The sequence below is a fragment of the Achromobacter spanius genome (genome assembly GCF_003994415.1).
GTDB lineage: Bacteria > Pseudomonadota > Gammaproteobacteria > Burkholderiales > Burkholderiaceae_B > Achromobacter > Achromobacter spanius_C.
Genome location: NZ_CP034689.1, coordinates 6,049,057 through 6,062,140 on the forward strand (window position 1 = coordinate 6,049,057; position 13,084 = coordinate 6,062,140).

Here is a 13,084-nt window from a genome sequence, read left to right on the forward strand (position 1 = left end):
CGAACATCATGATCTCTAAGCTTGTTTCAAGCGCGGCGGCCGCCTTGGCGGACGTACCCGACGGCGCCACCGTCATGATCGGCGGCTTCGGCACTGCCGGCCAGCCCATGGAATTGATCGACGCCCTGCTCGAACAGGGCGCGAAAGACCTGGTCATCATCAACAACAACGCCGGCAACGGCACCACGGGCCTTGCCGCCCTCTTGGGCGCGAACCGCGTGCGCAAGATCATCTGCTCGTTCCCGCGCCAGGCGGACTCGCAGATTTTCGACGGCCTGTACCGCAGCGGCAAGCTGGAACTGGAACTGGTGCCGCAAGGCAACCTGGCCGAGCGCATCCGCGCCGCGGGCGCCGGCATCGGCGCGTTCTTCTCGCCCACCGGCTACGGCACCCCGCTGGCCGATGGCAAGGAAGTGCGTGAGATCAATGGCCGCCACTACGTGCTGGAATATCCGCTGCACGCCGACTACGCGCTGATCAAGGCCGAACGCGGCGACCGCTGGGGCAACCTGGTCTACCGCAAGACAGCCCGCAACTTCGGCCCCATCATGGCCAGCGCCGCGCGCGTGGCCGTGGCGCAGGTGCGCGAAGTGGTTGAGCTGGGCACGCTGGACCCCGAAACCGTCGTCACCCCCGGCATCTTCGTGCAGCGCGTCGTAGAAATCGACGCCGCCCCGGCCGCCAAGGAGCAGAAATGAGCACCAAACTGACCCGCGACCAGATCGCCGCCCGCGTCGCGCAGGACATTCCCGAAGGCGCCTACGTCAACCTCGGCATCGGCTTGCCCACGCTGGTGGCCAACCACCTGCCGGCTGACCGCGAAGTCATCCTGCATACCGAAAACGGCATGCTGGGCATGGGCCCCGCACCCGCCAAGGGCGAAGAAGACTACGACCTGATCAACGCCGGCAAGCAGCCCGTGACCGAACTGCCCGGCTGCTCGTTCTTCCATCACGCCGACTCGTTCGCGATGATGCGCGGCGGCCACCTGGACATCTGCGTGCTGGGCGCCTTCCAGGTGTCGCAACACGGCGACCTGGCCAACTGGCACACCGGCGCGCCCGACGCCATCCCCGCCGTGGGCGGCGCGATGGACCTGGCCATCGGCGCCAAAGACGTCTTCGTGATGATGGAACTGCAAACCCGCGAAGGCCAGAGCAAGCTGGTCGAGGCCTGCACGTATCCGCTGACGGGCGTGCGCTGCGTCTCGCGCGTGTACACGGACGTGGCCGTGTTCGACATCCGCGCCGACGGCGTGACCGTGACCGATATCTTCGGCGACGTCACCGCCGACGAACTGCTGGCCCTGACCGGCCTGCCGCTGAAATTTTCCCGCTAATCAGGAGCCCTCATCATGCTGTTCATGGTTCAAATGCAAGTCAACCTGCCCGTCGACATGCCGGCCGAGCAAGCCAACAAACTGAAGGCGGACGAAAAGGCGCTGGCCCAACAACTGCAACGCGACGGCAAGTGGAAAGAGCTGTGGCGCGTGGTTGGCCGCTACGCCAACGTCAGCATTTTCGATGTCGAAAGCAATGACGAGCTGCACACGCTGCTGTCGTCGCTGCCGCTGTTTCCGTACATGGACATCAACGTCACGGCGCTGGCGCGCCACCCCTCGGCGATCTGACCGGAGCCTTCCATGCCCTACATCATCGAAACCTTCGACAAGCCCAACCACCAGGAAGTGCGCCAGCAGCATCGCGCGGCGCATCTGGAATACCTGGACGCCAACAAGCAGTTGCTGCTGGCCTGCGGCGCCAAGCTGCAAGACGACGGCAAGGACGCGGGCGGCGGCCTGTACATCGTTGACCTGGACACGCGCGAAGCCGCGCAACAGTTCATCGACGCCGATCCGTTCTCGCAAGCCAATCTGTTCGACCGCGTGACCATCACGCGCTGGCGCAAAGCCTACGTCGACGGCACCTGCCACCTGTAATCCTGTCGCGGCCGCCTTTGCGCGGCCGCGGTTTCATCCGAGGACTTCCCACATGGCTTACGCCGATCTCAGCCAAGCCCGGCTGTTCTACGTCATCGATGGCCCCGCCGACGCGCCGGTGCTCGTGCTTTCCAATTCGTTGGGCACCTGCTCCGACATGTGGGCACGCCAGATTCCCGAACTGACCAAGCATTTTCGTGTGCTGCGCTACGACACGCGCGGCCACGGCAAGTCGTCGATTCCCGACGGCGAATACACGTTTGAGCAATTGGCCGGCGACGTCGCCGAACTGCTGGCGCATCTGAACATCAAGCGCGCGCACTTCTGCGGGCTGTCTATGGGCGGCCCGACCGGCATCGCGCTGGCGCTGGCGCACCCGGAACTGGTCGGCAAGCTGGTGTTGTGCAACACCGCCGCGCGCATTGGGTCGGTGGAAGGCTGGAGCACCCGCATCGCCGCCGTGGCCGAGCAGACGCTGGAAAAGATGGCGCCCACACTCGTGGAACGCTGGTTGACCGACGACTACCGCGCCGCCGAACCGGGCCTGACGCAAGTGCTGATCGACATGCTGCGCCGCACGCCGGACGCCGGTTATTCGGCCAACTGCGCCGCACTGCGCGACGCCGACTACCGCCAGCAAGTGTCCGCCATCACCGCGCCCACGCTGGTCATCAGCAGCACGCATGATCTGGCCGCGACCCCGGCCCAGGGCAAGGAACTGGCCGCCGCCATCCCCGGCGCGCGCTATGTTGAATTGAATACGTCCCATATTTCAAACTGGGAACAACCGGAAGCCTTCACCCGCGCGGTCGTCGACTTTCTGACGGAGTAAGCGCATGCAGCGCTGGAAACATCGGCCCGAAGGCTCCAATTGGGGCGATTTCGGGCCCGACGACCAATTGGGTCGTTTGAATCTGATCACCGAAGAACAAGTGCTGAAGGGCGCGCGGGAAATCCGCGCGGGCAAGACGTTTTGCTTGTCCTTGCCCTTGGACCTGCCGGGCGGCAACGTGCTGAACCCGCGCCGCCATCCGCCGCAGCTGAGTCCGACCAAGCTTGCGGATACGCCGTATCTGAACTTTCCGCTGCGTAACGTCAACCCGGACGCGGTGGATGTATTGAGCGATGACCAGGTGCTGCTGTCGATGCAGTATTCCACGCAGTGGGATGCGTTGGCGCACGTGGGCGCGCTGTTTGATGCCGATGGCGACGGCAAGCCCGAGCTGCGCTACTACAACGGCTTTCAGGCGGGTGTGGACGTGGTCGGCCCGGCGGATGGCGAACATACCGGCTGCGGCTGCTCAACCGGCGGCCCGTCCGCGGCGTTGAAGCTGGGCGTGGAGAATCTGGCGCAGAAAGGCATGCAGGGGCGCGGCGTGCTGGTGGACCTGTTCCGCCACTACGGCCCGGGCCGCACGCTGATCGGCCATGCTGAGTTGATGCATGTGCTGGAAAAGGATGGCGTCACGGTGGAACGCGGCGACATGCTGGTGCTGCGTACCGGTTACGCCGAGGCTGTCGTGGCGATGAACGGCACGCCGGACCCGGAAGTGCTGCATACGTATGGCGCGGCGCTGGATGGAACGGATGCGGCGTTGCTGCAATGGATCACCGACAGCGGCATCGCCGCGATTTGCGCGGACAACTACGCGGTCGAGGCTTACCCCGCAAGGGAAAAGACCGGCCCGCGCGCCATGCTGCCGCTGCATCACCATTGTCTGTTCAAGCTGGGGTTGCCGTTGGCGGAGCTTTGGTATTTGAAAGACCTGGCGGAGTTTCTGGAGGCCAATGGCAGGCATCATTTCATGCTGACCGCCCCACCGCTGCGCCTGCCGCACGCGATCGGCTCACCGGTGACCCCGATCGCGACTGTTTGATGGGTTCCGCGCGATTTCCATTGTGTTCCTTGCGGATGCCTTCTCGCGCTGCACCCATCCTACGGGTCGATGGATGGCGGCGGGGTTGTGGCTGGATGGGTCGTGATGTCACCGCTGCGTGATGGGTTTCGCGCGATACGCACCGCGTCCTTTGCGGATGCCGGGGCGCGCTGCACCCATCCTACGGGTTGATGGATGGTGGCGGGGTTGTGGCTGGATGCGTCGTGATGTCACCGCTGCATGATGGGTTTCGCGCGATACGCACCGCGTGCTTTGCGGATGCCGGCGCGCGCTGCACCCATCCTACGGGTCGTAAATTGTAGGATGGGTGCAGCGCGCCAGATCGATCGCCAGAACCCCGCTGCACATCGCGCGAAACCCATCACGCGGCGGCGGAGGTGTGGCTGGATCGGCCATTTATCCACGGTCGTTTGATGGGTTTCGCGCGATTTCCATTGTGTTCCTTGCGAACACCTTCCCGCGCTGCACCCATCCTACGTGCCCATGACCGACGGCGCGACGCGACGAATGCCATGTTGCGCCATGAACGACGACGTGGCGCAACGAACGCCATGACGTGCCCATACGACGAATGCCATGGCGCGCCTATGGACCGCTTTTCCCCACCCCGATCATCCCTTCAGACACGTACTCATGAACGTCTTGCGCGCATCGCCCGTCAATTTTTGATCGCCCGCCTTGGCGTTGCAGTCTTTCATTTTCTGCTGCTGCGGGGTCAGCGGCTTGCCGGATGACGTTGTCTCGCCTTTCAGGCAACTGCTCATGTAGGCCTTGCGCTCGTCGCCCGTCTTGCCCGTGGCCGACTTATTGCATTCCGTCATGCGCTGCTGCTGCGGCGTGGGGGTCTTGGCGGGGGTGGCGGGGGTTTGGGCGTAAGCCCCAAAAAAACATGCGGACAACACCATGGCCGAGGCCATCTGGGCAGTACGGGAAAGCATGAGTTTTCTCCCTGGCGTGTAGCGCCCGCCTGCGTGGATGCACGCATCAGACCGGGCTGCCGGCCGGTTGCCGACCCGGCCATCATCGAACAAACCGCCACGCGCCGCAAGCATCAGAAAGTTAGGAAAAGACAAGGCCGAAAAATCTCAATCTAGAGACATTCCGACGCATCCTTGTCATTAGCCGACGAATCTGGGAACAACCCACGCAACCTGTTACCGAATCATCCTTTTGACCCGTTGTGCAGGGGCACGGAAAGGAGTGAGATAGCCCTGTCCGCCCGATATGCGGATGGCGCAAACGGCGGCGCAGACAAGCAAGCGCCCTCACGCCGGCACACTTGGAGACCGCCATGAAACTTGCCCTTGCTTCCCTTGCCTTGCTTGCCGGCCTGTCCGGTGCCGCCCACGCGCAAAGCCTGGCTTATGGCGTCACACTGGGCAACGTGCAGGCGGTGCGCGACACCAACATCAATATGTCCACCATCACCGGCTCACTGGCCAACCTGTCGGGCCGCCCCATCTCCAGCGCGGTGCTGACTTACGTGCTGTACGACGCGCAGGGCCACGAAGTGGGCCGGGTCAACGATGACGTGATCGGCCCGATTCCCCCCGGGCAGATCCGCTTGGTGAAGGCGGTGACGCCGCTGCAATTCACGAAAGTCACCGTGCTGGACGTACGGGCGCAATAGTCCGAACCGCAAAAAACCCTTATGTGAGCAGGGTTTAGACAGGTGGCTGTAGGGGCAAATATGGGAAAATTCCGCTTGCCGACTCGATAACAGGGGCATCCAAACGAAGCCCCTTATTGCGTCTGTCGGCGTGCCAGCAAGCCTGGCCTAGATACTAGGAAGTGACCACCATGTTTCCCAAAAGACTCACCGAAGGCTATCAATCGTTCCTGGGCGGCCGTTTCCATTCGGAAAGCAGCCGCTATCAAAAGCTTGCCGAACTGGGGCAAAGCCCGGAAATCCTGCTTATTGGCTGCTGCGATTCGCGCGTGTCGCCGGAAGTGATTTTTGATGCCGGCCCGGGCGAAATGTTCGTGGTGCGCAACGTTGCCAACCTGGTTCCGCCCTGTGAGCCTGATTCGGAATCGTCCTACCACGGCACCAGCGCCGCCATCGAGTTCGCGGTCAACGGCCTGAACGTGAAGCACATCGTCGTGCTGGGCCACGCCTCTTGCGGCGGCATCCGTTCATTCTTCGACGACGCCAAGCCCCTGTCCAAGGGCGACTTCATCGGCAAGTGGATGTCGCAGATCGAGCCCATGGCCGAGCGCCTGGGCCCCGGCTCCGGCGACCGCCAGACCAAGCTCAAGCGCCTGGAACTGGCCGTGGTGGAACACAGCCTGAACAACCTGATGACGTTCCCGTCCATCCGCCGCCGTGTGGAAAAGGGCGAACTGGAATTGCACGGCACCTACTTCGGCGTGGCTACCGGCGTGCTGTTCCTGCGCGATCCGGAAACGGGCGAATTCAACCCCTGCCTGGAAACCGGCATCACCGAATAAGGCGCATATCCGGTACGCTTGCGGCTGCTTTTCGCTTTCTTCAAAGACGCTACGCAACCGACAAGGACCGCTATGAAATTGTTTTTCTCGCCGGCTTCACCCTTCGTGCGCAAATGCATGGTCATTGCCCACGAACTGGGCCTGACAGAACGCATTGAAAAACTGCCCAGCGCCGCCGGCCCCGTCGCCCGTGACCAGAGCATCATCCCCAGCAACCCGCTGGGCAAGGTGCCCACCCTGATCACGGACGACGGCCAGGTGCTGTACGACAGCCGCGTCATCTGCGAATACCTGAACGACCTGGGCCGCGGCACGCTGTTCCCCGCGAACGGCCGCGCGCGCTGGCAAGCACTGGCTGATCAGGCCTTGGGCGATGGCGTCATGGACGCGGCGCTGCTGGCCCGCTATGAAACCGCCCTGCGCCCGGAAGCCTTGCGCTGGTCCGATTGGGTTGACGGCCAGATGAGCAAGGCGCACGACGCACTGGCGCAACTGGAAAAGAACGTGGCCAGCCTGGAAGGCCGTGTCGATATCGGCACCATCACCATCGGCTGCGCCCTGGGCTACCTGGACTTCCGTTTCGCCAGCTACGACTGGCGCAGCACCCACCCCGGTGTTGCCGCGTGGTTCAAGACCTTCAACGCACGCCCGTCCATGCAGGCAACCCTGCCCCCGGCCTGACGCGGTTACGCTTTGACTCCTAGTGCGACGGGCTGACACGACGCCGCGCCCGCAACGCGGTAAATTTTGACGCAGGAAGTTCTGACGCCAAATATTGAACTTGTCAGCCCCCGGCAGAACCAAACCTCTGGTTCTTGTCGACTCGTACAGGGAGCAAGGATGAACGTCGCTGCGATCTCCCCCATTGCCCGCGTGGCCGCGCCCTACGCGGCGCACATCGCGCGGGTGGACGACACCCGCCCCAGTTGGGAAGCCGAACGCCTGGCCCAGACCGCGGCCGCGCGCGAGGCCCAGCGCAGCGCGCAGGCGCAAGCCGCGTGGGAAGCCCGGCGCGTTGCCCGCGTACGTGAAACGGCTGAAGCGGCTGATTCCGCCAAAGCGGCCAACGCCCCCGAATCTTCGTCACAAACCATTCACGCCCGCGCCGACGCGGCCACCCTTGCGGCAGCCGACGCGCTGCCCAAGCTGGATATCTTTCGCGATCAATACGCGGACACGCGACTGCGCCGCGCCCTTGACGCGTACGCCGCCCAGCCTGACCCGGTGGCCCAGCGCGCCGGCAACGCGAACGACCTGGGCACCATCGAAGGCCTGATGCCCTTGCAGGCGTATCGCGTTGCGATGGCCAACCCGCAAGTGCAGGAACTGCAAACCGCCGTGGCCATGAAGGCGGCGTCAGTGGCTGTGCCGGCGGTGGCCAATATCGGCGCCACCGAAAACGCCACGGACAACGCGCGCTACCGTCCCGGGTTTGCACCCGCCATGTCCTGAGCGTTGCACGGCCGCCAGCCCACGACGCGCGATGTAAAAAAGGCCGCCTGAAAATCAATCAGGCGGCCTTTCACCATTCAGCGCGCTCAGATCAGTGGAAGAATTCCGCGATCATCGTGGCGCCCATGAAGGTGCCGGCGTTGGCGGCCAGGGACACCACCACGATCTTCCAGCCCAGCTTGCGAAACGCCGGCAGATCCTTCAGGATCGACAGCCCGGCCATGGCCAGGATCACGGTCGTGAACGGCAGGAAGTTCACCTTGCCGACCAGCGCGATGATCTGGTCCGAGTACGGCAGCACGCCCGGGCAGCCGGCGGTCATGGCGATCAGCGACAGCACGAACACGGCCGGCAGCTTGGGCACCACACGCAGGATCAGGTCGGTCAGCACCACCAGCAGGATGATGATGCCCATGCCCGGCAGCGCGTCCATGAAGGGCACGTTGTAGCCCAGACGGTTGCCCACCAGCGCGAACAGGCCGCAGATGACATAGGCGGTCAGACGGTCGCCAAAGCCCATCTTCGCGCCGTGCGCCGGCACGTCGTCCGAGACGCTGTCGTCGACAACGGATTCCGAGGCCTTGCCGCGCGAAAAGCGGCCCAGCACGGGTTCCAGCTTGCCGTACAGGAAGATGGTGGTCGGCAGCGAAATGAACAGCGTGAAGTACACGCCCACCACCGTCGTCAGCAAGTTGGCGGCGGCGGCCAGCGCGGCCACCTGGTGCGCCATTTCGGGCGTCTGCTGGGACGCAATGGCGCCCACGCCGGCGGCCATCATGCTGCCCGAACCGACGCCAGCGCCCATGGCCAGCGATCGCGGATCAAAAATGTTCAGGCTGGTGATGAAGCCGGCCATCAGCGCCACGAACAGCGCGCCGATCACCGTGCCCGTGATGTACTCGGCCATCACGCCACGGCCTTCCGGCGAGTTCATGCCGTAGCGCTCGCCGATGATGGCCAGGCTGGGCTCGCGGCCCACCGAGAACGTGGCGCCGATGGCTTCCCGCTTGATGCCCAGCAACAGCGCCAGCGGCAGGCCGATGGCCATGGTGCCGAAGAAGTGGCCGAATTCCTGGAACACCAGCGCCCAGCCGGCCTCGCGCACTTGCGGCAGTGCGCCGCCCACCATCAGGCCCAGCTTGGCCAGGAACGGCAGCAAGGCGTATTGCAGATAGCCGCTGATGCGGGTCTGCATGGCCTTGTCGATGGCGCTGCCCACGGGCAGCCGCTGGCCAAAAGCCGCCACGATGGCGCCGATGAAGATGGCCCAAAGCATCGGTTGCAGAACGATCTTGCCCGGACCCACCGAAAACGTGACGCTGCCGATCGCTTCGGAAATGACCACCACCAACAAGATGGCGGCAAGCATCCGAACGCGGGCGGATAGCGACATGGAAGGCGCGGCCAGACTGGCGCTGGCGTAAGACATCAATTTCCCCTGATGAACGTGAGTATGTTTTCTTGCGGTTTGGCGATCCGGCGGCCGGCGATCCGGCGGCCGGCGATCCGGCGGCCGGCGATCCGGACACCCGACAGCGTGCGCGAACAGCAGGCGCGATTTTCGCCTGGGGGTCCGATCGGCAACCATGACATCGCGCGGGTATAAGCGTTGCGTAAAATGCAACGCATGGCCTTTTCCTGGGAGAATTTTGCACGACATCCCAAAAAATCCGGGTAAACCCTGATTCTCCACTGTGGATCTGCCGCCGCACCACCCTGCCCGCAGCCTGCCTTCAAGAGCCCGCCATGGATGAAAAACTAGACGCCCGCCGCACCCACTATTTCATGCAGGTCATGAGCCGGGGCTCCGTGCGCGGCGCCGCTGAAGTGCTGGACATGGACCCGTCTGCCGTCAGCCGCGCCATTGCCGCGCTGGAGCGCGACTGCGGCATGGCGTTGTTCGAACGCCGAGGGCGCGGAGTCGTGCCCACCGACGCCGGCCACATCCTGGCGCGCTATGTGAAGCGCCAGCAGAACATCCAGGAAAGCTTCTTTTCCGAGATCGACAGCCTGCGCAACGCCGAACGTGGCCATATCGACCTGGTGCTGGGTGAAGGCTTCGTCGAACTGATGTTCGACCGCGTGCTGCCCGGCTATTGGCGCAGTCATCCCGAGGTAACGTTGGACATCGACGTGGCCCGCACGTCGGAAATCGTGCAGCGCATCGTGGACGACCGCGCCTACATCGGACTGGTGTTCCAGCCGCCCAACGACGCGCGCCTGCGTACGCACTATTCGCGCCCCGAACCCATCCGCGCCATCGTGCAGCAAGACCATCCGCTGACCCGGCTGGACCGGCCGCTGCTGTTGACGGACCTGGCCGATTACCCCGGCGCGTCGATGCAGGAAGGGTTCGGGGTGCGACAACACATCCAGGCCGCCGAAATCAGCGAACAGGTGCGGCTGCGCAACGTGCTGACCACGTCGTCCTTCAAAGCGTTGTGGCAGTTCGCGGCGGCGGGCATCGGGTACGCGCTGACCCCGCCCATCGCCGTCACCGCCGACATGCGCGCCCAGCGCCTGGCCAGCCTGCCACTAGCCAACCCGATCCTGAATCAAGGCAGCCTGCACGTCCTGAGCCGCGCCGGCCGCCACATTTCCCCAGCGGCAAGAGAATTGTTGGAGCACATCGTGCGCGGAATCGGCGCAGCGTAGTGCCAATCGCTGATCGTAGGATGGGTGAAGCGCGGGAGGGCCGCCAACAGAACCCCAACGCCGAACGCGCGCAACCCATCGGACGGTGTTGGTGCCATGGCGGGAATTGCCGTTTGTTCACCGGCGTTTGATGGGTTTCGCGCGGTCGGCGTTGGGATTCTTGCCCCGGCCGTGCCGCGCTGCACCCATCCTACGTGCCATTTTCCGATCGCCATCGTGACGGTGACCGAATCGCGCTGACCCGCCGGATCGCCGCCTTATTTTCTTATTACGAGAATGACTTAGACGCTGATATCTGCTGCCTGTTACGGTTATGAATCCCCTTTTCCGCCGCCCCGCGCCGGGCGCAAAAAGGCTCGAACCGAGAAGACTACAAGGGCAGTAGACATGTACGTGTATGACCCCGTCGACCAGCAGCTTGTCGAGCAACGTGTGGCGCAGTTTGCCGATCAGACGCGCCGCTTCCTCGACGGCCAGCTTACCGAAGATGAATTCCGCGTTCTGCGCTTGCAGAACGGCCTGTACATCCAGCGCCACGCGCCCATGCTGCGCGTGGCCATTCCGTACGGCATGCTGGCGTCGCGCCAATTGCGCACGCTGGCGCACATCGCGCGCAAGTGGGATCGCGGCTACGGCCACTTCAGCACCCGGCAGAACATCCAGTTCAACTGGCCCAAGCTGGAAGACGTGCCGGACATCCTGGCGGAACTCGCCACCGTCCAGATGCACGCCATCCAGACCAGCGGCAATTGCATCCGCAACACCACCACCGACCACTTCGCCGGCGTCGCCCCCGATGAACTCGTCGACCCGCTAGTCTGGTGCGAGATCATTCGCCAATGGTCCACGCTGCACCCCGAATTCGCTTTCCTGCCGCGCAAATTCAAGATCGCCGTCAGCGGCGCCGTGCAAGACCGCGCGGCCGTGGGCGTGCACGACATCGGCCTGCAAGCCGTTGAACGCGATGGCAAGCTGGGCTTTCGCGTGTGGGTCGGTGGCGGCATGGGCCGCACGCCCATCGTCGGCAAACTCATCAACCCCTTCGTGGAATGGCAGCATCTGCTGACCTATCTGCAAGCCGCACTGCGGGTCTACAACCTGCATGGCCGCCGCGACAACAAGTACAAGGCGCGCATCAAGATCCTGGTCAAGGACCTGACGCCCGAAGTCTATGCCCAGCAGGTCGATGAACAGTGGCAGTTGATCAAAGACGGCCCCGACACCATCACTCAGGAATTCGTTGACGGCATCAAGGCCCGCTTCGTCTGGCCGCAATACGATGCCGCCGCCGCGCAAGACACCGACAACACCGACGCCCTGGCCGCCGGCGACAAGCGCTTTGCGCGCTGGCTGCGCACCAACGTGCACGCGCACAAGGTCGCGGGCTACGCCGCCGTTACCGTTTCGCTCAAGCCCACCGGCGTACCGCCCGGCGACATCACCGCCGACCAGATGGACGCCGTGGCCGACCTGGCCGATGCCTACGGTTACGGCGAACTGCGCGTCTCGCACGAGCAGAACCTGATCCTGGCCGACGTGCGCCGCGCGCGGCTGCACGAGCTGTGGCAGAAGCTGGAAGCGCTGAACCTGGCCACGCCCAATGTCGGCTTGTTGACCAACATCATCGCCTGTCCCGGCGGCGACTTCTGCGCGCTGGCCAATGCGGTGTCCATTCCCGTGGCCGAAGCCATCCAACGCCAATTCGACGACCTGGACTACCTGTTCGAAATCGGCGAACTGGACTTGAACATCTCGGGCTGCATCAATTCCTGTGGCCACCACCACGTGGGGCACATCGGCATCCTGGGCGTCGATAAGGCCGGCGAAGAGTGGTATCAGGTGACGCTGGGTGGCCGCCAGAACGGCGCGGCCAAGCCCCTGCCCGACCTGGAATCCACCCGTGGTGGCGGCGCCGCCGTGGGCCGCATCATCGGCCCCTCGTTTGCGCGCGACCAGGTGCCCGGCGTGGTCGACCGCCTGATCCGCACCTACCTGGGCCTGCGCGACAGCGAAACCGAGCGCTTCATCGACGTGGTGGACCGCGTTGGCATCGACCCCTTCAAGCAAGACGTCTACGCCGATCCCGCCTTCGCCAAACCCGTACAAAGCGCCGAGCCCGCCCATGTCTGACCTTTACGCCCACGACGCCCCCGGCCCGCACCTGATCCGCGATGGCCGCCTGCAAGCCGATACGTCTCGCCCTTTCGTGCCCGAACCCGAAGTGGCGGCCGAAGGCCAGGTTCCCACGGACGAACCCGGCTGGGTGGTGCCGCTATCCACCTGGAAGACCTCGCGCGCCACCTTGCGCCGCCACCAGCATCCCGTGGCCGTGCTGCTGGAACCCGACGCCGACTTGCATGACCTGCTTGACGTCGACGGCACCCTGAACCCGGCCGGCATCGCCTTCATCGCCGTGGACTTTCCCAACTACACGGATGGCCGCGGCTATTCGCTGGCGCAGTTGCTGCGCACGCAATATCAATGGGCTGGCGAACTGCGCGCAGTGGGCGACGTGATGATCGACACCATCCATTACCAGGCTCGTGTCGGCTTCAACAGCTTCCTGGTCAAGCCCGGCCACGACCCGCACAAGGCACTGGACGCCTTCAAGACGTTCACGGTGCACTACCAGAAAACGTATCGCGCGCCCCCGTCGGCGGCAGCGGCCTGATAGGCCCGCGCCGCGTCA

Annotated in this window: 16 protein-coding genes; 13 read left to right on the plus strand and 3 right to left on the minus strand. The window is 64.2% G+C overall.

Going from position 1 to position 13,084, the window contains the following annotated elements; translation table 11 throughout:
• The first annotated feature begins 8 nt into the window (after window positions 1-8).
• Genes ELS24_RS27630 through ELS24_RS27655 form a run of 6 tightly spaced genes read left to right on the plus strand, consistent with a single transcriptional unit; the run spans window position 9 to window position 3,816 of the window.
• Window positions 9-698 (plus strand): 3-oxoacid CoA-transferase subunit A, encoded by a 690-nt coding sequence (locus tag ELS24_RS27630; protein ID WP_050450215.1) that lies wholly within the window; start codon window positions 9-11, stop codon window positions 696-698.
• Window positions 695-1,339, plus strand: coding sequence for a 3-oxoacid CoA-transferase subunit B (locus ELS24_RS27635; RefSeq protein WP_050450214.1), 645 nt, complete (start codon window positions 695-697; stop codon window positions 1,337-1,339). The genes ELS24_RS27630 and ELS24_RS27635 overlap by 4 nt, the downstream gene beginning before the upstream one ends.
• A 15-nt stretch (window positions 1,340-1,354) precedes the next feature.
• Window positions 1,355-1,630 (plus strand): muconolactone Delta-isomerase, encoded by a 276-nt coding sequence (catC, locus tag ELS24_RS27640; RefSeq protein ID WP_050450213.1) that lies wholly within the window; start codon window positions 1,355-1,357, stop codon window positions 1,628-1,630.
• A gap of 12 nt (window positions 1,631-1,642) precedes the next feature.
• Window positions 1,643-1,939, plus strand: coding sequence for a YciI family protein (locus ELS24_RS27645; protein WP_006216052.1), 297 nt, complete (start codon window positions 1,643-1,645; stop codon window positions 1,937-1,939).
• 52 nt (window positions 1,940-1,991) lie between these two features.
• Window positions 1,992-2,771: a 3-oxoadipate enol-lactonase gene (gene pcaD, locus ELS24_RS27650; protein ID WP_127185952.1), complete on the plus strand. Its 780-nt coding sequence runs from the start codon at window positions 1,992-1,994 to the stop codon at window positions 2,769-2,771.
• 4 nt (window positions 2,772-2,775) lie between these two features.
• Window positions 2,776-3,816: a cyclase family protein gene (locus tag ELS24_RS27655; RefSeq protein ID WP_127185953.1), complete on the plus strand. Its 1,041-nt coding sequence runs from the start codon at window positions 2,776-2,778 to the stop codon at window positions 3,814-3,816.
• Window positions 3,817-4,448: 632 nt separating this feature from the next.
• On the opposite strand, the gene ELS24_RS27660 is transcribed toward ELS24_RS27655, so the two are convergent.
• Window positions 4,449-4,775 (minus strand): PsiF family protein, encoded by a 327-nt coding sequence (locus ELS24_RS27660; RefSeq protein ID WP_127185954.1) that lies wholly within the window; start codon window positions 4,773-4,775, stop codon window positions 4,449-4,451.
• 353 nt (window positions 4,776-5,128) lie between these two features.
• Here ELS24_RS27660 and ELS24_RS27665 point away from each other — a divergent pair, with 353 nt between their 5' ends.
• From ELS24_RS27665 to ELS24_RS27680, 4 genes are all read left to right on the plus strand, one after another.
• Window positions 5,129-5,467, plus strand: a complete 339-nt coding sequence (locus tag ELS24_RS27665) for an FxLYD domain-containing protein (RefSeq protein WP_127185955.1) — start codon at window positions 5,129-5,131, stop codon at window positions 5,465-5,467.
• Between the two features lie 170 nt (window positions 5,468-5,637).
• Complete coding sequence (locus ELS24_RS27670; RefSeq protein ID WP_127185956.1) at window positions 5,638-6,288, plus strand: carbonic anhydrase; 651 nt, start codon at window positions 5,638-5,640, stop codon at window positions 6,286-6,288.
• A 72-nt stretch (window positions 6,289-6,360) separates the two neighbouring features.
• Window positions 6,361-6,969, plus strand: coding sequence for a glutathione S-transferase (locus ELS24_RS27675; RefSeq protein WP_127185957.1), 609 nt, complete (start codon window positions 6,361-6,363; stop codon window positions 6,967-6,969).
• Between the two features lie 159 nt (window positions 6,970-7,128).
• Window positions 7,129-7,740, plus strand: coding sequence for a hypothetical protein (locus ELS24_RS27680; protein ID WP_127185958.1), 612 nt, complete (start codon window positions 7,129-7,131; stop codon window positions 7,738-7,740).
• Window positions 7,741-7,831: 91 nt separating this feature from the next.
• On the opposite strand, the gene ELS24_RS27685 is transcribed toward ELS24_RS27680, so the two are convergent.
• Window positions 7,832-9,169 carry a DUF3100 domain-containing protein gene (locus ELS24_RS27685; protein ID WP_127185959.1) on the minus strand — a complete coding sequence of 446 codons (1,338 nt, stop codon included), beginning with the start codon at window positions 9,167-9,169 and terminating at the stop codon, window positions 7,832-7,834.
• The gene (locus ELS24_RS27690) at window positions 9,169-9,369 is read right to left on the minus strand and encodes a hypothetical protein (RefSeq protein WP_127185960.1); all 201 of its coding nucleotides are present in this window, start codon (window positions 9,367-9,369) and stop codon (window positions 9,169-9,171) included. Before ELS24_RS27690 ends, ELS24_RS27685 begins: the two co-directional genes overlap by 1 nt.
• 117 nt (window positions 9,370-9,486) lie before the next feature.
• Here ELS24_RS27690 and ELS24_RS27695 point away from each other — a divergent pair, with 117 nt between their 5' ends.
• From ELS24_RS27695 to ELS24_RS27705, 3 genes are all read left to right on the plus strand, one after another.
• Entirely contained in the window at window positions 9,487-10,395 is a 909-nt protein-coding gene (locus tag ELS24_RS27695; RefSeq protein WP_050445890.1) for a LysR family transcriptional regulator, read from the plus strand.
• Between the two features lie 387 nt (window positions 10,396-10,782).
• Entirely contained in the window at window positions 10,783-12,525 is a 1,743-nt protein-coding gene (locus ELS24_RS27700; protein ID WP_050445889.1) for a nitrite/sulfite reductase, read from the plus strand.
• Window positions 12,518-13,066, plus strand: coding sequence for a DUF934 domain-containing protein (locus ELS24_RS27705; RefSeq protein WP_127185961.1), 549 nt, complete (start codon window positions 12,518-12,520; stop codon window positions 13,064-13,066). The genes ELS24_RS27700 and ELS24_RS27705 overlap by 8 nt, the downstream gene beginning before the upstream one ends.
• Window positions 13,067-13,084: the final 18 nt, after the last annotated feature.

What these genes read in the sequence shown, in the direction of transcription:
- ELS24_RS27685 (WP_127185959.1), bottom strand. Translation starts at nt 9,169, where the DNA reads ATGTCTTACGCCAGCGCCAGTCTGGCCGCGCCTTCCATGTCGCTATCC.
- ELS24_RS27700 (WP_050445889.1), top strand. Translation starts at nt 10,783, where the DNA reads ATGTACGTGTATGACCCCGTCGACCAGCAGCTTGTCGAGCAACGTGTG.
- ELS24_RS27675 (WP_127185957.1), top strand. Translation starts at nt 6,361, where the DNA reads ATGAAATTGTTTTTCTCGCCGGCTTCACCCTTCGTGCGCAAATGCATG.
- ELS24_RS27660 (WP_127185954.1), bottom strand. Translation starts at nt 4,775, where the DNA reads ATGCTTTCCCGTACTGCCCAGATGGCCTCGGCCATGGTGTTGTCCGCA.
- ELS24_RS27630 (WP_050450215.1), top strand. Translation starts at nt 9, where the DNA reads ATGATCTCTAAGCTTGTTTCAAGCGCGGCGGCCGCCTTGGCGGACGTA.
- pcaD (WP_127185952.1), top strand. Translation starts at nt 1,992, where the DNA reads ATGGCTTACGCCGATCTCAGCCAAGCCCGGCTGTTCTACGTCATCGAT.
- ELS24_RS27665 (WP_127185955.1), top strand. Translation starts at nt 5,129, where the DNA reads ATGAAACTTGCCCTTGCTTCCCTTGCCTTGCTTGCCGGCCTGTCCGGT.
- ELS24_RS27705 (WP_127185961.1), top strand. Translation starts at nt 12,518, where the DNA reads ATGTCTGACCTTTACGCCCACGACGCCCCCGGCCCGCACCTGATCCGC.
- catC (WP_050450213.1), top strand. Translation starts at nt 1,355, where the DNA reads ATGCTGTTCATGGTTCAAATGCAAGTCAACCTGCCCGTCGACATGCCG.
- ELS24_RS27680 (WP_127185958.1), top strand. Translation starts at nt 7,129, where the DNA reads ATGAACGTCGCTGCGATCTCCCCCATTGCCCGCGTGGCCGCGCCCTAC.
- ELS24_RS27645 (WP_006216052.1), top strand. Translation starts at nt 1,643, where the DNA reads ATGCCCTACATCATCGAAACCTTCGACAAGCCCAACCACCAGGAAGTG.
- ELS24_RS27655 (WP_127185953.1), top strand. Translation starts at nt 2,776, where the DNA reads ATGCAGCGCTGGAAACATCGGCCCGAAGGCTCCAATTGGGGCGATTTC.
- ELS24_RS27690 (WP_127185960.1), bottom strand. Translation starts at nt 9,369, where the DNA reads ATGCGTTGCATTTTACGCAACGCTTATACCCGCGCGATGTCATGGTTG.
- ELS24_RS27635 (WP_050450214.1), top strand. Translation starts at nt 695, where the DNA reads ATGAGCACCAAACTGACCCGCGACCAGATCGCCGCCCGCGTCGCGCAG.
- ELS24_RS27695 (WP_050445890.1), top strand. Translation starts at nt 9,487, where the DNA reads ATGGATGAAAAACTAGACGCCCGCCGCACCCACTATTTCATGCAGGTC.
- ELS24_RS27670 (WP_127185956.1), top strand. Translation starts at nt 5,638, where the DNA reads ATGTTTCCCAAAAGACTCACCGAAGGCTATCAATCGTTCCTGGGCGGC.